We start from the raw sequence: 18715 nt of genomic DNA on the forward strand, positions 1-18715 counted from the left end.
AATGAGCATTGCCGAAGAACTGGTCGCCAACGTCATAGACACGGCGTACGAATCGATACCCAAGGAAGCCGTGGCCCGGGCCAAGTGGCGCATCATCGATACCCTCGGCTGCATGATCGCCGGGGCGAACGCCCCCGGTTGCCACGGCGCCGTCGACATGGTCCGTAGCTGGGGTGGTACCGGCCAGAGCACGATCTTCAGCCACGACTTGAGGGCACCGGCTCACAACGCCGCCATGCTGAACAGCTTGATGGCACGCTCCTTCGACTTCGAGCCGGTGGAAGCCGAGGGCGAAACGAAATCGAGTCCCGCTCACATCAGCGGCACAACCGTGCCGACGGCGGTGACTGTCGCCGAATGGCAGGGGGCGAGCGGCAAGGACCTCCTCGCCGCGCTGATCGTCGGCGACGACTTGGCGGCGCGCGTAGCCATGGCCACCGGCTTCGACTTCAGCCTCGGCTGGGACAACACCGGTACGGTCAATTGCTTTGGCGCCGCGGCGATCGCCTGCCGGCTGATGGGGCTTGGGCAGAAGGAGACCCTGCATGCCTTTGGCATTGCCTTGAACCAGGCCGCGGGCAGCATGGACGGCGTCTGGGACAAGGCCATGAGTTTCAAGTTGTGCATGGCCTTGGCGTCGAGGACAGGCATCTTCTCGGCTGAGCTCGCCGCTCGGGGTTTCACCGGGACGAAGGATCCCTTCCTCGGCCGGAACGGTTACTTCAAGCTCTACTGCCGCGATCACGATACCTCCGGCCTGACCAAGGATCTCGGCCGGCGTTTCTACGCCGACCGAGTGATCAAACCCCACTCAGCCTGCCGTGCCACGCATTCGGCCATCGACGCTGCGTTGAAGATTGCCCATGCGCAGGAGATCAACAGCGACGAGGTGCGGGAAATCGCGGTCATCGTGCCCCCGTGGATCATCGACGGCTTTACCGGCCAACCCTTCGCGCCCGCGCAGGCGGAGGCGCCGCAGATCGAGGGTGCCTTCAGCGTACGCTACACCGTCGCTACGGCGCTGCTGCGCCGCGCGGTCAAGCCGGCCTATTTCACCGACGCCTGCTTGCACGACCCGGCCATCCACGCCCTGATCGACCGGATGAAACTGATACCGCTCGAACCCGGCAGGGCCTTGGCGGCGGAGGTCAAGGTCACCATGGCCGACGGCCGGGTGCTGTCCGGCGATACCGGCTTTCCCAGAGGCGACATCGCCCGGACGCCGCTGTCGGACGAGGATATCCGCGCCAAGTTCCGCGACAACGTAGCCTATTCCCGGATCGTGCCGACGGAAAAGGCGGAACAGGCGCTGAGCCACCTTGAAGCCCTTGAGGACGTCGCCGACGTGCGCGTCATCACCAGCCTGCTCGCCTAGTCATCTTTCTGATAATTATTGACGCCGCAGTGGATTGGAACATGGAATGCCGCCATCAATGACGAGATGGTTTTGACCGGCAAAAATCAGCGACAACTCAAGAATGGCGGTCGTTGTATTCTTCCCGATTTTCTGTCGCGCTCATGCGCTCCTGTTTCTGAATTCTGGTAACTGCTCAGGTAGCCAGGAATAGCATCGCTATTTCGAGCCAGCGTCGTGTCGTGTGTCCGTCTGGCTGTTGTGTGTATCGTCTGCGTCGATCCGTTCCCTGTTCCCCAATCCACGTGAGTTGTCGATCCAGTAAAGGAAATCAGGGGTCAAGCTATACCATGCGACCTTCTGCATGGCTGCCCCTAATTCCATTGGGATTTTGAGAGATTTCAAGAAGGTAAATTTTCGGATATAGATATCTGCGATGCGGCGGCTTTCCTCGGCGTTCAACCGTGATGCCACTCCTTCAATCTGGATGCCTTTGATCATATCCCACTGTGAATAGTCCTCCTGAACAGTCGCTGCGACTCGCGGGTGGTACTGAATATTTCTACAGTGTCGTGTCGTTGGAGACGAGAGAAAGAAAAGTGTTGTGCCTTCATGGACGTAAAATACTGCTGATGCCCACGGCCCATCCTCGCCGATTGTGGCAAGCGTCATTACGTTATGGGTGCTGAGGTATTCCAGCAATTGTCCGCGCACACTCATCTCTTCCAGCTCATTTCCATGTGAATTTCGATTGGCATCTCGGGCTAACGCATGTCCATCATATGGCCATGCAATCCACTCTTAAAACGGTGTACGAGGCATCTAATTTTAAAGTCATAATTATAATTTATTGACCATCGGCAAGCCTGATGGTCTGAAGCCGGTTAAGCTTGGCCTTTCGTTACAATCGCGGTACGGTCTGGCTTGGCCGGGAAATACATCGCCGTCTTCGCCGACAGCCTGTGCTTTATGCCGTTGAAGCGGGTACGCAGCGCCTTTTCCCACGATGCCTGCTCCGCCTCCTCGCCGCATACGGGACACTTGCAAAATACAGGTACGGATGCCACGCCCGCTCCGGCGCAGCGTCGATGCGCAGCGGCCGTTCGGAAAACACCCATTTACACGAACCGCAGTGGAACGTGACCTGGTCAAGCCTCTTGGAATGGTCAGACTTTGCCATCCTGCCGACTGTCGGCAGGGGCAGCGACATTAAAAGTCCATATTATGTCGCTACATAACGTAAAATCACGCCGCCAGTTTCAGGGGAAACCTAATCCTCGCGGTTCTTAGTGTGGCAAGGTCGGGGAGCCAAAGAGTTTTTTGTGGTTTTTGCACTTAGCCCAGCCATTGCGGTTGGGTTTTTGTGTTTACGGGGGGGGATACAAATAGCCCGCCGGGAGACCTCTCTGAAAATCGTTAAAGGCTTGCAATTACAGGAAACAACCCATGAGCGCGTTACCCAAGTGTCCGAAATGCAGTTCTGAATTCGCCTACGAAGATGGCGATGTGTATGTCTGTCCGGAATGCGCCCACGAATGGTCGAAGGTGGCCACAGAGAGCACTGACGAAAAACGCATCGTGCACGACGCCCATGGGAATGTGCTTCAGGACGGCGATACCGTGACCGTGATCAAGGATTTGAAGATCAAGGGCTCATCGTCGGTAGTCAAGGTCGGAACGAAGGTGAAGAATATCCGTCTGGTCGAAGGCGATCACGATATCGACTGCAAAATCGATGGCATTGGAGCCATGGCTCTGAAATCTGAATTTGTGAAGAAAGCGTAATCGATATGTCTCAACCTATGCCACAAACAGCCTACTGCTACCATTGCGGAAAGCATCAGCCTATTGAGGAAATGCGCCAATTAGTAACCAAGACGGGCAAGCGTTGGCGTTGCCTCAAGAGCATTGAGGCGACAAAGCAAGACCGCAAGGCACGTGAAGCCTTTGGCCGGGGCGTGACAGAACTGAACAAGGCCGAAGCACAAGCCAAGCTGAGAATCCTTAAGGTAACCCAACTGTGACAGTTGCTTCTGGCTGGGGATTATTGAGTAAATTGAGCATGGGCGTGCAATATGGGACTTCTGGTCAACATCATTACAGCAAACGAAGACGAGATTGATGCTATCGGCGCATCGGAACATCCGGCAGAAGAATGGAGCGGTATTGAAGCGCGGGAGATCGATAGCGAGAAGCTCGCAACGCTGCATTGCCTGCTGACAGACGACGACTTGGAGCAGGCACAGAGTGCTTATGAACCCGTCTTCGTGGCGGAAGACGAAGGAGTGCTGGTGTTACGGATTCCCGACAAGATAGCCGGAAAGCTGGCACTGCTTGAGGAAGAAGCACTCGAACTGGTGGGTGAGGAACTTGCTGCCACCGAAGCATTCGAAATCCATGGTTGGGCAGTTGAAGAAGTGCAAGCCCTCGTGGTTGAACTTGGCGAACTGGCCCGGCTCGCCGAATCTCAAGGCCAAGTGATGTTCGTCTGGATGCACCCGCTACGCACATGACTGGGGAAAATCACTTATGAACGAAGCCACTCAATATCCCCCGCTGCCCGACCGTCTATCAATTGACCCGCGCAGTCCCTATCACGTCGCCACCGTATTTGAACATGACGTAGGTATCCGATTGAATGACAGGGAGCGCATGGATGTTGAGGAGTACTGCATCAGCGAGGGCTGGGTCATGGTTCCGGCAGGCAAGAAACTGGATCGCAGGGGCAATCCGCTGATGATCAAGTTGAAGGGAAAAGTCGAAGCGTTTTATCGCTAAGTGACTCCTGTTCGATTTGCCCTGGGTTCTGTGTCTGCGCATTCGTAACGTTGAATCGGCCCCAACTGGCGGTCAGAACTGATGTATTAAAATTGCGCATGACTTTATCGAGCAAAGCCAATAATATTTAATTTGGATAGAAAAGGAATGAATATGGGCAGTGTGACAACCAGCAGTGGCCTCGTAATCGAGGACATCGTAGTGGGCGAGGGTGCCGTGGCTGAAACCGGTCAGTACGTTTCAGTGCATTACACCGGCTGGCTGATCGGTGGGAAGAAATTCGATTCAAGCAAGGATCGCAATGATCCGTTCGAATTTGGCTTGGGTCAGCGTCAGGTGATCGCCGGCTGGGACGAGGGTGTGCAGGGCATGAAAGTCGGTGGCACGCGAAAACTCACCATTCCGCCCGAGTTGGGCTATGGCGCACGCGGTGCAGGCGGCGTGATTCCACCCAATGCAACATTGGTATTTGAAGTTGAGTTGTTGGGCATTTGCTGATCATGGCCCAAACTGCCTACTGCTACCACTGCGTCAAGCATCATCCCATCGAAGAGATGCGCCTGATTGTCACCAAGACGGGCAAACGCTGGCGTTGCCTCAAGAGCATTCAGGCCACCAAGGCGGGAATAGCTCAAAGAGACGCGTTTGGCCGGGTTGTGACCGAAACCAACAAGGCCGAGGCGCAAGCCAAGGTGAGAATCCTTAAGGAAACCCAGCCGTAACGGTTGATGATGAATTCCATCGCACCAATGAGAGCCTGCCATGGCCTACCCTCCTGAATTCCTGAAACTTGTTGACGAGTTCATCGATCTTGCCAATCGCTTGGCCAGGGAGAGAAGTTGCGGTGAAGCGAGTGCCGCTATTTTGTTCGCGGCCGGCCGCTATAACGCCTTTAATTTCATCTCCAACGGAGGGACTGAACGAAACCAGGCGCAGGCAGTGGAGTTCTATGTCTCGGAATACCGCAAGGCACTTGTTTCGAACATAAAAGGGGATGTCGGATCCGTGATGGAGCCCCAGGGGTAGCCGGTTCCATTTGCGTCACCCCGGGTGCCGTCTGCCGCGTAATCAATATACATATGTCTGGCAAGGTATTTGCGGTGCTGGATGCAGCGCGCTACTGCTCATTGGGCCAGATCACCAGTACCCTATATGGGGTCGGCAGCAAGTATCGCCGCAATATGTGATCTTCAATACACAACCGATAGGAAGGCAAATGACAATTGCACAAATCGCCGTAATCGGCGCAGGAACGATGGGCAACGGTATCGCGCAGGCCTGTGCGGGTGCCGGCAAGCAGGTAGTGATGATCGATGTAGCCGGCGCTGCCGTAGCGCGCGGACTGACAACCATCGCCGGCAGCCTGGACCGCCTGGTCAAGAAGGAAAAGATGACCGAAACGCAGAAAGAGGGGATTCTGGCGTTGGTCAAGGGATCGACGAATTATGCCGACATCGCCGGCGCCGATCTGGTGATAGAAGCGGCAACGGAAAACCTGCCGCTCAAGCTGCGCATCATCAAGCAGGTCGAGGAAAATGTTGGCGAACACACCGTCATAGCGACCAACACCTCGTCGATTTCGATTACGCAAATGGCGGCGACGCTGAATCATCCGACGCGTTTCATCGGCATGCACTTCTTCAATCCGGTGCCGATGATGGCGCTGGTGGAGTTGATCAGCGGCCTGCAAACGTCGGATCAGACGCATGCCAGGGTGAGGGAATTTGCCTTATCGCTCGGGAAGTCGCCGATCACGGTGAAGAACCGCCCCGGCTTCGTGGTCAACCGCATTCTTTGCCCGATGATCAACGAAGCGGTATCCGTGCTCGAAGAGGGAATCGCCACGGCCGAGGACATCGACGTCGGCATGAAGCTGGGTTGCAATCATCCGCTCGGCCCGCTCGCCCTGGCCGACCTGATCGGCCTTGATACGCTGCTGTCGATCATGGAAGTGTTATACGAAGGCTTCAACGACCCGCGTTATCGCCCGGCGCCCATGCTCAAGGAAATGGTCGCGGCGGGTTACCTCGGCCGCAAGAGCGGACGCGGCTTTTATCATTATTGATTTGGTTTATGTGTGGTTCACGTGGCGTCCTTGATCCGCTGAATGTAGTCGATGACCGCAACGGCGCATTCTTCGCCAACGACGTCGTAAAAACCGCTCCCGGCTGGATAGCCGTCTACCGGCAGTTTGTTGATGGTGGCTGGAATGCGCTGCCCTGTCCCCTGAGCATGGTGGCTGGCGGCCTGTCTTATGCCGTAGTCAATGGCGCCGATGGTGCGCTACAGATTGCCGAGGACGAGTTCAAGGAAATACCGATTTAAAAGTATCGAGTAGCCGGATAGGGATCCGAGGGGAGAGTAAACACCGTGAAAGCGCTTGAACTCAATGCTGGCGATTTCTGGGGCGGTTTGACCGCCATGCTGGTGGCGTTGCCATCGGCGATTGCTTTCGGCGTCACCATCTACGCCTCGCTGGGCGGCTCCTATGCCGCCTACGGCGCGCTGGCGGGCATTCTCGGCGCGACGGCACTGGGACTGGTGGCTTCGATCATGGGTGGCACCAAGCGGCTGATCAGCGCGCCCTGCGCGCCGGCGGCGGCGCTGCTGGCCGCTTTTGCCATCGAGCAGATGCAGGGTGGCGCTTCCGCTACAGCAGTGATTCTGCTGTTGACCGTACTCGGCATGGCTGCGGGTTTGCTGCAAATCATCTTCGGCAGCATCGGGTTCGGCCAGTTCATCAAGTACATGCCCTATCCCGTCGTCAGCGGCTACCTGTCCGGTGTCGGACTGGTCATCATAGGCAGCCAGGTGCCGAAGTTTCTCGGCGCGCCGTCTGGAACTATTTTTTCGCAGGCGCTCAGCGTTCCTGCGCTATGGGCATGGCAGGGTGTGGCGGTGGGCGCGGTGACCATGCTGGCGATGCTGTTTGCCCCGCACGTCACCCAGCGTGTGCCGGCAGCTATCCTGGCACTACTGGCAGGCATAGTGGCCTATTTTGGCCTGTCGCTGGGCGATGCTGCTTTGCTCAATGTCCACAATCCACTGGTGATCGGACCTCTTACCGGCGCTGGCACCGGCAGTTTCGTCGATGCCCTGCATGCCCGCTGGCAGGGCTTGGGTGACATCGGCATCAGGGAGCTTGGCTATGTTGCGGTACCGGCATTGACGCTGGCGGTGCTGCTTTCCATCGATACCCTGAAGACCTGCGTCGTGCTCGATGCGCTGACCCATAGCCGCCACGACTCGAACCGCGAACTCATTGGCCAGGGGCTGGGCAATGTGGCCTCTGCGGTCATCGGCGGCATGCCCGGCGCCGGCCAGATGGGCGCCACGCTGGTCAACCTGTCCGCCGGGGCCAGGAGCCGCTATTCCGGATTCATGGAAGGGGCGCTGTCTCTGCTGGCCTTCCTGCTGTTCGGCTCGCTGATCTCCTGGGTGCCGGTGGCGGCCTTGGCAGCGATCCTGATCGTCGTCGGCGTGCGCATGATCGACCGCCACAGCTTCCAGTTCCTCAGGCAGCGCTCGACCATCCTCGATTTCGGCGTCATCGCGGCGGTGGTTGCCACGGCGCTGACGGTGAGCCTGATCGCGGCATCGGGCGTGGGCATCGTGCTGGCCGTCATGCTGTTCGTGCGCGAACAGATTGGCGGCTCCATTGTGCATCGCAAGAGTTATGGCAACGAGAACTTCTCCAAATGCATAAGGTCGAGCGAAGAGATGGAGATTCTCACCGAAAGGGGGAATCTGACTGTCATTGTCGAACTCCAGGGCGGCCTTTTCTTTGGCACTGCCGACCAGCTCTACACTGCGCTGGAGCCGGAATTGAAGACGCGGGATTTCGTCATTCTCGACATGCGCCGCGTGCAGACTGTCGACGTCACTGCCGTGCATATGCTCGACCAGGTCAAGGACATGCTCGCTGAACGTCAGGGCTTCCTGATCTTCAGCCAATTGCCGCATAGCCTGCCCTCCGGCCGCGACATGCAGCAATACTTCGATCAGGTCGGACTGGTGCGGCCGGAAAGCCCGGTCCGCGTGTTCAACGAACTCGACGATGCGCTGGAATGGGTTGAGAATCGCGTCCTCGACGAAGCCTTATGCAAACTCGGCGAGCGGGAGGCGCTTGGGCTGGGAGAAATTGAACTGTTCAGCGGGCGCAAGGCCGAGACGCTGCTGGCCCTTGAACAATGCACGGAGAAACGCTCTTACAAGGCCGGCGACAAAATCTTCGCGCGCGGCGAAACCGGCGACGAACTGTTCCTGATCCGGCGCGGCGCCGTGCGGATCGTGCTGCCGATTAGCGACAAGCAAAGTCATCATCTCGGCACCTTCGGCCGCGGCGCTTTCTTCGGCGAGATGGCCTTCCTCGATGGCGATCGGCGTTCGGCGGATGCCATCGCTTTTTCGGACGCTGAACTCTACGTGCTCTCGCGCAAGGTTTTCGACAAGTTTGCCGAAGAGCACAAGAAGCTGGCGCTCGGGTTGATGGAGGGATTGGCCAGTGTGCTGGCGAGCCGGCTGCGCTACACGAATGCAGAACTGCGCATGCTCGAATCATGACTTGCGGAGGCTCTGCCATCTGTCCCGCCGTGGCGCTGGCGCCCAATTTATCCGTCGAAAGTTGTCTTGACAGCCTTCATTGTGCAACGCAAAATAAAGCTGAAACCATGGAGAATCCTGAATGTCCGCAGTTCCAGATCCGTTCGGCGTGATGCAGCAGTTGCTGCAGGCAGGGCAGATGTTCGCGTCGTCCGCAAGCTTGGGGAAGGATTCTTCGTCATCTCCGGAAACTGGTGCCGCATTGTCGGAACAGACTTCCCTTATCGGCCGCGAATGGCTGGCGCGTCATGCCGAACTATGGAATGCCATGATCAAGGAACCCACAACGCTGAAGCCCTTGTCCGAAGTGCCTGGTTATGTAGCCGGTGATCGCCGCTTTACGGGTAGCGCCTGGTCGGAGAGTACCATTTATGATTACTGGCGCCGCGCCTATCTGCTGAATTCCCATTATTTGAAGGAGCTCTCCGCCGATACGCCGGTCATGGATGGGCGGGCGCGTGAGCGTTTCGATTTTTTGTTGCGGCAATATGTCGACGCCTTGTCGCCGGCGAATTTCGCCGCCACCAATCCGGAGTTTGTCAAGAAGGCAATTGCCACCAAAGGCGAGAGCATCCAGCGTGCAGTCGGTAACCTGATCCGCGATATCGAACAGGGTTCGATTACTACCACCGATAAAACCGCCTTCGTTGTTGGCAAAAACCTGGCAACAACAGCGGGCAAGGTGGTGTTTGAAAATGAATTGTTTCAGTTGCTGCAATATGCGCCATTGACGGACAAAGTCGCCGAGCGGCCGCTGCTGATGGTTCCGCCCTGCATCAACAAGTACTACATCCTTGATCTGCAGGAACACAATTCCTTTGTGCGCCATGCCGTCGAGCAGGGCAATACGGTATTCATGATTTCATGGTGCAATCCAGGCGCAGCCCAAGGGAAATTGACTTGGGACGACTACATTGAGAAGGGAGTGCTCAAAGCGATCGAGCTTGCACACGACATCGGCAAGAGCGACAAGATCAACGTGCTGGGGTTCTGCGTGGGCGGCACCATGCTTTGCACGGCGTTGGCCGTTGCGGCGGCGCGCGGCGAAACTCCGGCCCATTCGCTGACATTACTGGCATCTTTGCTCGATTTTTCCGTTCCCGGCGACCTCGGTTGTTTCATTGATGAAAACATGATTGCCGCCTGGGAACAGCAGATTGGCACGGGCGGCATATTCCCGGGCCGGGCAATGGCAGGGGTGTTTTCCAGCCTGCGTGCCAACGACATGATTTGGCAATACGTGGTTGGCAGCTATCTCAAGGGCGAAGAACCCGCAGCTTTCGATCTGCTCTACTGGAATGCCGACCCGACGAATCTGCCGGGTCCATTTCTGGTCTGGTATCTGCGCAATATGTATCTTGAAAACAATTTGCGCATACCCAACAAGCTGCATGTCTGCGGCGTTGATGTTGATCTGGAGCAGATCGATATCCCGACCTTCGTGCTTGCCACCCGCGAAGACCATATCGTGCCGTGGCAGTCGGCGTTCCGTTCCACGCAACTGCTCAAGGGTGAAGTCACTTTTACGCTCGGCGCGTCCGGCCACATCGCCGGTGTCATCAATTCCGCGCGCGTCAACAAGCGCAGCTATTGGCAAGGGAACAGCGACGCCACCGACAGCGAACAATGGCTTGCCGGAGCAAGTGAAATCAAGGGTAGCTGGTGGAATTCATGGAGCGAATGGTTACAGGCGCGTAGCGGCAAGAGCATTCCCGCGCGCAAGCGGCTCGGCAATGTCCGGCACAAGCCACTTGCCAATGCCCCCGGGAATTATGTGCTGGGGAAGTGCGAATGATGATGCATTTAATGGGAAGGTTCGATAACAATATGAGGAGAAGATCATGCAGCGCGTAGCATTGGTAACAGGTGGTATGGGTGGGCTGGGAGAAGCGGTCTGTATCAAGCTGGCGGCGCTTGGCTACAAGGGAGTGACGACCTACAGTCCGAGCAACACCAAAGCCAAGGACTGGCTGAAGTCGATGAACAGCCGGGGCTACAACTTCAATGCCTACCCCTGCGATGTCGTCGATTTCGATTCCTGCCGCGAGTGCGTGACCAAGGTGGGAAATGATCTTGGCCCGGTGGATGTGCTGGTCAATAATGCCGGCATCACGCGCGACATGACATTCAAGAAAATGACACCAAAGGACTGGGATATCGTCATTCGCACCAATCTTTATTCCGTCTTCAACATGACCAAGCAGGTCCTGGACGGCATGATCGAGCGCGGCTGGGGTCGGGTGATTAATATTTCCTCGGTGAACGCCCAGAAGGGGGCTTTCGGCCAGACCAATTATTCATCGGCAAAAGCAGGCATGCACGGTTTCACCAAGGCACTGGCGCTCGAAGTCGCCAAGCGTGGCGTCACCGTCAACACGATTTCGCCGGGCTATATCGGCACCCGTATGGTCACGGCAATCCCGCGCGAGGTGCTCGACAACAAAATACTGCCGCAAATCCCGATGTCGCGCCTGGGCAAGCCGGAAGAGGTCGCCGGCCTGGTCGCCTATCTTGCCTCCGAAGAAGCTGCCTTTGTCCATGGCGCGAACATTTCGATCAATGGCGGCCAGCACATGTACTGATCTCGACGCACAATTTTTTTCACGGTTTTTTCACTTAAAAGGAAGTAGCTTCATGTCCGGTAAAAAAGTCGCACTGGTAACGGGTGGAATGGGTGGTTTGGGAACGGCGATCTGCAAGGCGCTGGCTCAGAGCGGCTTTACTGTGGTGGCAAACTGCCTTCCTGGTTTTCCGCCAAAAGACGAGTGGCTGCAAAAAACGCAAGCCGAAGGTTTCGATTTCCATATTGGCGAAGCGGATGTTTGCGACTATGAGGCCTGCGCCGCGATGGTGAAGAAAATCGAGAGCGAGCTAGGCCCCATCGATGTACTGGTCAACAATGCCGGCATTACACGCGACGGCATGTTCCGCAAGATGGACAAGAGCCAATGGGATGCAGTGTTGTCCACCAATCTTGATTCCGTGTTCAATGTCACGCACCAGGTGCTGGATGGCATGGTGCAACGGGGCTGGGGCCGGGTCATCAATATTTCTTCGGTGAACGGGGTGAAAGGCCAGATCGGTCAGGCCAATTATGCGGCGGCCAAGGCCGGCATACTTGGATTTACCAAGGCAGTCGCCCAGGAAGTGGCCAAAAAAGGCGTTACCGTGAATGCCATTGCGCCGGGCTATATCGGTACCGACATGGTGATGGCGATCAAGCCCGAAGTGCGCGACGCGATTACCGCGACGATCCCGGTCGGCCGACTCGGCAGGCCAGAGGAGATCGGCGGGCTATGCGCCTACCTGGCTTCCGATCTGGCCGCTTACATTACCGGCGCCACGTTGAATATCAATGGCGGCCTGCATATGTCCTGATTGCCAGAGGGGTTTTACTGGAAGCCCGATATAATCAGTACTGCTTTGCACAATGTTGCGGGAGAAGTCAGATGGCCGAGGCAAATCGCCTGATCAAGAAGTATCCGAACCGGCGCCTTTACGACACCAGGACCAGCACCTACATCACACTGGTCGACATCAAGACGCTGGTACTGCAAAACGAGCCGTTCGAGGTTGTCGATGCCAAGAGCGGGGAGGATCTGACACGCAGCATCCTGTTGCAGATCATTCTTGAAGAGGAGGCGGGTGGGGCGCCCATGTTCACCGCTGACGTGCTGTCGCAGATGATTCGTTTCTATGGCAACGCGATGCAGGGCATGCTCGGCAAGTATCTGGAGACCAACATCAAGGCATTCACCGACATGCAGACCAAGCTCAAGGATCAGGCGCGCGCACTGTACGGCGACAATGCCCCGATTAACAACGATCTTTGGACACAGTTCCTCAACTTTCAGGGACCGATCATGCAAAACATGATGGGGTCCTATGTTGAGCAAAGCCAGAAAATGTTCCAGCAGATGCAGGACAGTGTGCAGGACCAGACACGCAAGCTGTTTGGCGGATTTCCCTTTCCCAATTTCGTCCTGCCGACACAGGACAAGAACGACGAAAAGAAGTAGTTAACTTTCATGCGGGAGGATGGTCGGCACACCGATGATTAAAAGGCGCAAAGGCAAATTGAACGCCCCCCTACCCCCTACCCGCCCCGGCGCAGGGCTTTTCATTAGCTCGCTACGCTCGACAAAACGAGTCACTTCGTTTTACGTCCTTTCTCGTTAAATGCTGACCATTTGATGCCGAAAATCAGAAAAGCCGCATCTCCTTCGGTAGGTTTCATATCGCTCGGCTGTCCCAAGGCTACTTCCGACTCGGAGCAGATCCTGACTCGTCTGCGCGCGGAAGGCTATGAAATTTCGGCCACGTATGCAGGCGCCGATCTTGTCGTCGTCAACACCTGCGGCTTCATTGATGCTGCGGTCGAGGAATCGCTCGATACCATAGGTGAGGCGTTGGCCGAAAATGGCAAGGTCATTGTCACCGGCTGTCTTGGCGCCAAGGGCGATATCGTGCGGCAGACGCATCCACAGGTGCTGGCTGTCACCGGCCCGCATGCGGCCCAGGAAGTAATGAATGCGGTGCATGCCCACCTGCCACCGTTGCATGATCCCTTTGTCGATCTGGTACCGCCGCAGGGCATTCGCCTGACGCCATCGCACTATGCCTACTTGAAGATTTCCGAGGGCTGCAATCACCGTTGCAGTTTCTGCATCATTCCCTCGTTGCGCGGCGACCTGGTCAGCCGTCCCATCGGCGATGTGCTGCGCGAAGCGGAAAATCTTGCCAATGCAGGTGTCAAGGAGTTGCTGGTGATCTCCCAGGACACCAGCGCCTATGGTGTCGATGTGAAATACCGCACCGGCTTCTGGGGCGGCCGGCCGGTCAAGACCAGATTGCTGGAACTATGCCAGGCGCTGAGCGAACTCGGTATCTGGATAAGGTTGCACTACGTATATCCTTATCCGAATGTCGACGACCTGATCCCGCTGATGGCCGAGGGCAAAATCCTGCCCTATCTCGACGTGCCGTTCCAGCACGCCAGCGCGCGCATCCTCAAGCTGATGAAGCGCCCGGCCTCCGCCGAAAAGGTGCTGGACCGTATCGCCGCCTGGCGGAGCGAGGTACCCGAGCTCACCATTCGCAGCACTTTTATCACCGGCTTCCCGGGAGAAACAGAAGCCGAATTCAATGAGCTTCTGGATTTCCTTGATGAGGCACAGCTCGACCGCGTCGGCGCCTTTGCTTATTCACCCGTCAAAGGGGCGTCCGCCAACGAATTGCCGGGAGCGGTGGTGGAGGAAATACGGGAAGAGCGGCGCATGCGCCTGATGCAACATCAGGAAGACATCAGCACGCAGCGGCTCGAAACGCGAATCGGCAAGACGATGACCGTCCTTGTCGATGACATCGAGGAGGACGGTGCGGTGGCGCGCTCGATGGGCGACGCACCGGAAATCGACGGACTCGTATACATCACGGACGGGGAAAATATCGACATCGGCGAGTTCGTTGAAGTCGAAGTGACCGATTGCGATGTGCACGACCTCTATGCAAGGTTGGTATGACGCCAAAACTTGGTCTGGTGCTCGGCTCGGGTTCGGCGCGTGGCTGGGCGCACATCGGCGTGCTTCGGGAACTGGCCGCGGCTGGCTATTCTCCTGACATTGTTTGCGGATGTTCGATTGGCGCCTTCGTCGGCGCTGCCTATGCCAATGGCGATCTCGACAAGCTGGAACACTGGGTTCGATCGCTCACCTGGCAGGAAGTTCTGACGCTGCTTGACGTCAGCCTCATCGGAGGTTTGATCAAGGGCGACAAGCTGATCGCATTCTTCGAGCGCCATTTCGTCGATCGCAATTTTCCGGATCTGCCACTGCCTTTCGCCTGCGTCGCAACGGACCTTGCCACGGGCCATGAAGTCTGGCTGCGCGAAGGTTCGGTCGCTGCGGCCGTACGCGCCTCGATTGCCCTGCCGGGACTTTTCAGACCGGTTGCGCGCGACGGACAATTGCTGGTGGATGGCGGTTTGGTGAATCCGGTGCCAGTATCGCTGGCACGTACGCTGGGAGCCGATGTCGTGATTGCCGTCGACCTCGGCTCGGATATCGTCGGCAAGGCCTTGCGCAAGAACGGACAGAATGAATCCTTCTTGAGCAGCTTGAAGCAAAACCTTGTTCAGCGGTTTGGGCTTGGCGAACTGGACGAGCTTCCTTCTCTGGTCAGTGTGCTTACCACCAGCATCCATATCATGCAGACCCGTATCGCCCGCAGCCGCCTGGCCGGAGAACCGGCCGACGTGCTGCTATCGCCGCGCCTCGCCCATCTCGCCCTGATGGACTACCATCGTGCCAATGAAGCCATCAGTGAAGGACGCGAAACGGTGAAACGCATGTTGCCGGCCATTCAATCAGTGCTGCCGCGATGAGCGATTTGATCGCTGCGCTGCGTGGCGCCATAGGGGCTACACAGGTATTGACTAGTGCCGATGATATGGCTGCCTATCTCACGGATTGGCGTGGCCGTTATCAAGGCGATGCCTTGTGTGTAGTGCGGCCGGGAACGACCGAAGAGGTCGCGCAGGTAGTGCATCTGTGCAACGAAGCGAAAGTGGCGATGGTGCCGCAGGGCGGCAATACCGGTCTTTGCGGCGGCGCAACGCCCTGTGGTGGAGAAGTGTTGATCAGCCTCGCGCGCTTAAACCGGGTTCGAGCGGTGGACACCGACAACAACACCATCACGGTCGAAGCCGGTTGTACCTTGCATGCGGTGCAGGAGGCGGCGCATGCCGCGGGAAGGCTATTTCCGCTATCAATTGCTTCGGAGGGCAGCGCCACCATTGGCGGCTGCCTCTCGACCAATGCGGGGGGGGTTCAGGTGCTGCGTTATGGCAATGCGCGCGAGTTGTCGCTGGGGATTGAAGCCGTGCTGCCCGATGGCCGGGTCTGGAATGGCTTGCGCGGACTGCGCAAGGACAATACCGGTTACGACCTGAAGCATCTTTTCATCGGTGCCGAAGGCACGCTCGGCCTGATCACCGCCGCTGTGCTCAAGTTGTTTCCGCTGCCGCGCCGTCGGGCGACGGCCTGGGTGGCGGTCGCAAGCCCTGCCGCGGCAGTTTCGTTGTTGACGCAGCTGCGTTCTGACTGCGGCGACGCGGTCACCGCCTTCGAATTGATCAGCGCCACAGCGCTGGAACTGGTTATGCGTCACATCCCCGGATCACGCCAACCTTTGGCAGCGCCCGCCGCTTGGCAGGTGCTGCTGGAGTTATCGGAATTTGCCGCCAACAATCCGGATGTCGAACTGGAGAATAGCCTGGCAAAAGCCACCGGGGTGCAGGATGCGATACTGGCGCAGAACGAATCGCAGCGCCTGGCCTTGTGGCGCTTGCGCGAGAACATCTCAGAGGCGCAGAAGATTGAGGGATTTTCGATCAAGCACGATATCGCCGTACCCGTATCGCGTATCGCCGAGTTCGTGGCGGCAGCCGATGCAGCAATCGAAAAACATTTTCCCGGTGTGCGCGTGGTGTGCTTTGGACATGTCGGTGACGGCAATCTGCACTACAACCTGTCGATGCTCCTGGGCGTCGAGAACGCCGGATTGATCGCACGCAGCCACGAGGCAAACCTTGTCGTGCACGACATCGTGCATAGCCTTGGCGGCTCGATTTCCGCTGAGCACGGCCTCGGGCAACTCAAGCGCGACGAGATCAAGCGCTACAAGAGCGAGACCGAAATGGAACTGATGCAATCGATCAAGCACGTGCTGGATTCGCACGGTCTCATGAACCCCGGCAAGATGCTCTGAAAAAATTGCGGGCCGCGCAGCGACTGATGCTGAAAATAACTATGCTCCCCGTTACGGCTGCGGTAAAGAAAGTAAATTGCAAATAACGGCCATTTCAAGGATAATTCTGCCCTCTTAACCGTCACAGGCACGGGTTGCGCATTAAAGGACAGATCATGAAAGAAGGCATCCACCCGAATTACGTCGAGATCGACGTTGCATGCAGTTGCGGCAATCAGTTCAAGACCCGCTCCACCAGCGGCAAGTCGCTGCATATTGAAGTTTGCTCCAACTGCCATCCGTTCTACACGGGAAAACAGAAGATCGTCGATACCGCCGGTCGCGTTGAACGCTTCCGCCAGAAGTACAGCAAGAAGGCGGCATAAAGTCATGTCGCCAATGGAAAAGGCAGCCGCGGCTGCCTTTTTTGCTTTCTAGTCCATGTCTTCGAACCTAGCTCGACCGCCTTTGCAAAGCTGGATGCTGGCGCTGATTTGCGCCGTTTACCTGCTGGCAGGCACGATCGGCCACGATCCCTGGAAGACCGACGATGCCGTTCATCTCGGCATTGCCTGGGAATTCGCCGGCCACGGCGACTGGTTGAACCCGCGTATCGGCGTGGAAGCCGTACCCGGCATTGCACCGCTGTATCACTGGTGTGCAGCGTTGCTCGGCAAGGCGCTGTCATTCATGCTGCCATTTCACGATGCCGCACGACTGGCTTCGGCCTTGTTTGGCGCCTTGCTGCTGCTTGGCCTGGTATGGACCGCCTGTACGCTTGTGCAGGGTAACGAAGCCGCCTGGCCGGCACCGATTCTTGCCATTGGCACCCTGGGTCTGCTGTTGCCAATCCATGATGCACAACCTGCAATCGCACTGCTGGCGGCACAGGCCTTCACTTATGCGGGTGTTGCATTGATGCGCAGCAAGCCGCTGGCAGGTGCTCTGACCAGCGCCCTGGCCGTGGGGGCAGGGCTGTGGAGCGGTGGCCTGCTTTCACTGTGGGTCCTGCTGCCACCCTTTCTATTCGCGCTGTTGCATCCCGACTGGCATACGCGTCGTGCATTGCTTGCCGCAGTGACCGGGTTGATTCTCGGTATCGCCATTGGCGGACTTTGGCCACTGCTGCTGTACTGGCAATCTCCCGGCCAACTGACCGGGTGGTGGAACGGCGAACTGGCGCGCTTCGACATTTTCCATGATGGCGAATATCGGCTGCGGGATCATTTAGAACTCATCTCCTGGTTCGTCTGGCCGATCCTGCCGATTGCGCTCTGGTCAGTGTGGATAAAACGCGATGCATTGAATGATGCATCGGTGTTGTTGCCGCTGGTGGGCAGCGTATTTTCCTTCGTCGAATTCTTTCTGCTCGCCGATCCGAAGCCGCTGCCTTCGCTACCCCTGATTGTGCCGCTCGCATTGCTTGCCTTGCCCGGTGCACAACGGTTGCGGCGCGGCGCTGCCAATGCGCTGGACTGGTTCGGCATCATGACTTTCACGCTGCTGGCAGGCCTGATCTGGCTCGGTGGCGTTGCCATCGCCACCGGCGCTCCCGCCCGCGTGGCGAAAAACTTCTACAAGGCCGAACCCGGTTTCATCGGCCATTTGTCGATTCCCGCCTTCATTGCTGCCGGGCTGCTGACCGTTGCTTGGGCTTGGATACTTTTTGGTCTGCCGCGCTCGCCGTGGCGTAGCGCTACGCGCTGGGCGGCTGGCCTCACGCTGATGTGGGGCTTGATCACGACACTGTGGCTGCCCTGGGTAGACTTCGCCAAGACTTATCGTCCGGTGGCACTCTCGCTGAGCAAGGTGCTGGGTAGCAATGGGAAGTGCGTTGCCAGCAGGGATGTCGGCCTCGCACAGAAGGCCTCGCTGCGCTATTTCATCGGACTCGCCACCGATCCGATCGATAAAAACGATTCTTGCCCGTGGCTGCTGATCCAGGGCGCTAGCGGCAAGGAACCCGAACTCAAGGGGATGAAGAAGACCTGGGAAGGCAATCGCGGCGGCGACAAGAGCGAACGATTGCGTCTTTACCGGCGCAACTAGCCGTCTGAACCTGTAAGTTAATCTCCGCATCGTCGTCCATATCGCGGCGCTGCCGGTCCCGATGCCGTTTTCATTGCCGCCAACATGTGGATTGATGCGCTGCTAGAAACATAGATTGCGCGATCAGGTGCATCTGTCATGCCGTAAATGAAGATTAAAGACACGACAGATTCGGCAAGTGACAAG

At 57.4% G+C, this 18715-nt stretch carries 21 protein-coding genes; 20 read left to right on the plus strand and 1 reads right to left on the minus strand.

What is annotated here, in order from left to right; translation table 11 throughout:
* Position 1 precedes the first annotated feature (1 nt).
* Entirely contained in the window at positions 2-1375 is a 1374-nt protein-coding gene (locus K5E80_RS01020; RefSeq protein ID WP_220634405.1) for an MmgE/PrpD family protein, read from the plus strand.
* Positions 1376-1573: 198 nt separating this feature from the next.
* Here K5E80_RS01020 and K5E80_RS01025 read toward each other — a convergent pair whose 3' ends face one another.
* A complete protein-coding gene (locus K5E80_RS01025) occupies positions 1574-2074 on the minus strand; it encodes a pyridoxamine 5'-phosphate oxidase family protein (RefSeq protein ID WP_220634406.1) in 501 nt (166 codons plus the stop codon).
* Positions 2075-2800: 726 nt separating this feature from the next.
* Here K5E80_RS01025 and K5E80_RS01030 point away from each other — a divergent pair.
* From K5E80_RS01030 to K5E80_RS01120, 19 genes are all read left to right on the plus strand, one after another.
* Entirely contained in the window at positions 2801-3139 is a 339-nt protein-coding gene (locus K5E80_RS01030; protein ID WP_220634407.1) for a zinc ribbon domain-containing protein YjdM, read from the plus strand.
* A 5-nt stretch (positions 3140-3144) separates the two neighbouring features.
* Positions 3145-3378 carry a hypothetical protein gene (locus K5E80_RS01035; RefSeq protein WP_220634408.1) on the plus strand — a complete coding sequence of 78 codons (234 nt, stop codon included), beginning with the start codon at positions 3145-3147 and terminating at the stop codon, positions 3376-3378.
* A 51-nt stretch (positions 3379-3429) separates the two neighbouring features.
* The gene (locus K5E80_RS01040; RefSeq protein ID WP_220634409.1) at positions 3430-3867 is read left to right on the plus strand and encodes a hypothetical protein; all 438 of its coding nucleotides are present in this window, start codon (positions 3430-3432) and stop codon (positions 3865-3867) included.
* 16 nt (positions 3868-3883) lie between these two features.
* The gene (locus tag K5E80_RS01045) at positions 3884-4132 is read left to right on the plus strand and encodes a DUF3297 family protein (RefSeq protein ID WP_220634410.1); all 249 of its coding nucleotides are present in this window, start codon (positions 3884-3886) and stop codon (positions 4130-4132) included.
* A gap of 147 nt (positions 4133-4279) precedes the next feature.
* Complete coding sequence (locus tag K5E80_RS01050; RefSeq protein ID WP_281420159.1) at positions 4280-4630, plus strand: FKBP-type peptidyl-prolyl cis-trans isomerase; 351 nt, start codon at positions 4280-4282, stop codon at positions 4628-4630.
* 2 nt (positions 4631-4632) lie between these two features.
* Positions 4633-4854, plus strand: a complete 222-nt coding sequence (locus tag K5E80_RS01055) for a hypothetical protein (protein WP_220634411.1) — start codon at positions 4633-4635, stop codon at positions 4852-4854.
* Positions 4855-4894: 40 nt separating this feature from the next.
* Positions 4895-5158, plus strand: coding sequence for a DUF3144 domain-containing protein (locus K5E80_RS01060; RefSeq protein WP_220634412.1), 264 nt, complete (start codon positions 4895-4897; stop codon positions 5156-5158).
* A 190-nt stretch (positions 5159-5348) separates the two neighbouring features.
* Positions 5349-6197: a 3-hydroxybutyryl-CoA dehydrogenase gene (locus K5E80_RS01065; protein ID WP_220634413.1), complete on the plus strand. Its 849-nt coding sequence runs from the start codon at positions 5349-5351 to the stop codon at positions 6195-6197.
* Between the two features lie 8 nt (positions 6198-6205).
* Positions 6206-6457, plus strand: a complete 252-nt coding sequence (locus K5E80_RS01070) for a hypothetical protein (protein ID WP_220634414.1) — start codon at positions 6206-6208, stop codon at positions 6455-6457.
* Between the two features lie 45 nt (positions 6458-6502).
* Positions 6503-8695 (plus strand): SLC26A/SulP transporter family protein, encoded by a 2193-nt coding sequence (locus tag K5E80_RS01075; RefSeq protein ID WP_246590816.1) that lies wholly within the window; start codon positions 6503-6505, stop codon positions 8693-8695.
* A gap of 121 nt (positions 8696-8816) precedes the next feature.
* Positions 8817-10529 (plus strand): PHA/PHB synthase family protein, encoded by a 1713-nt coding sequence (locus tag K5E80_RS01080; protein WP_220634415.1) that lies wholly within the window; start codon positions 8817-8819, stop codon positions 10527-10529.
* Between the two features lie 46 nt (positions 10530-10575).
* Positions 10576-11316, plus strand: coding sequence for an acetoacetyl-CoA reductase (gene phbB, locus K5E80_RS01085; RefSeq protein ID WP_220634416.1), 741 nt, complete (start codon positions 10576-10578; stop codon positions 11314-11316).
* A 52-nt stretch (positions 11317-11368) separates the two neighbouring features.
* A complete protein-coding gene (phbB, locus tag K5E80_RS01090) occupies positions 11369-12112 on the plus strand; it encodes a beta-ketoacyl-ACP reductase (protein WP_220634417.1) in 744 nt (247 codons plus the stop codon).
* Between the two features lie 71 nt (positions 12113-12183).
* Entirely contained in the window at positions 12184-12753 is a 570-nt protein-coding gene (gene phaR, locus K5E80_RS01095) for a polyhydroxyalkanoate synthesis repressor PhaR (protein ID WP_220634418.1), read from the plus strand.
* Positions 12754-12927: 174 nt separating this feature from the next.
* Positions 12928-14256 (plus strand): 30S ribosomal protein S12 methylthiotransferase RimO, encoded by a 1329-nt coding sequence (gene rimO / locus K5E80_RS01100; RefSeq protein WP_220634419.1) that lies wholly within the window; start codon positions 12928-12930, stop codon positions 14254-14256.
* Positions 14253-15116, plus strand: coding sequence for a patatin-like phospholipase family protein (locus K5E80_RS01105; protein ID WP_220634420.1), 864 nt, complete (start codon positions 14253-14255; stop codon positions 15114-15116). Before rimO ends, K5E80_RS01105 begins: the two co-directional genes overlap by 4 nt.
* Complete coding sequence (locus K5E80_RS01110) at positions 15113-16501, plus strand: FAD-binding oxidoreductase (protein ID WP_220634421.1); 1389 nt, start codon at positions 15113-15115, stop codon at positions 16499-16501. The genes K5E80_RS01105 and K5E80_RS01110 overlap by 4 nt, the downstream gene beginning before the upstream one ends.
* A gap of 155 nt (positions 16502-16656) precedes the next feature.
* Positions 16657-16866 carry a 50S ribosomal protein L31 gene (gene rpmE, locus K5E80_RS01115; protein WP_220634422.1) on the plus strand — a complete coding sequence of 70 codons (210 nt, stop codon included), beginning with the start codon at positions 16657-16659 and terminating at the stop codon, positions 16864-16866.
* 94 nt (positions 16867-16960) lie between these two features.
* Positions 16961-18529 carry an ArnT family glycosyltransferase gene (locus K5E80_RS01120; protein WP_220634423.1) on the plus strand — a complete coding sequence of 523 codons (1569 nt, stop codon included), beginning with the start codon at positions 16961-16963 and terminating at the stop codon, positions 18527-18529.
* The last annotated feature ends 186 nt before the right edge of the window (positions 18530-18715 follow it).

Source organism: Georgfuchsia toluolica, from assembly GCF_907163265.1.
Taxonomy (GTDB): Bacteria; Pseudomonadota; Gammaproteobacteria; order Burkholderiales; family Rhodocyclaceae; genus Georgfuchsia; species Georgfuchsia toluolica.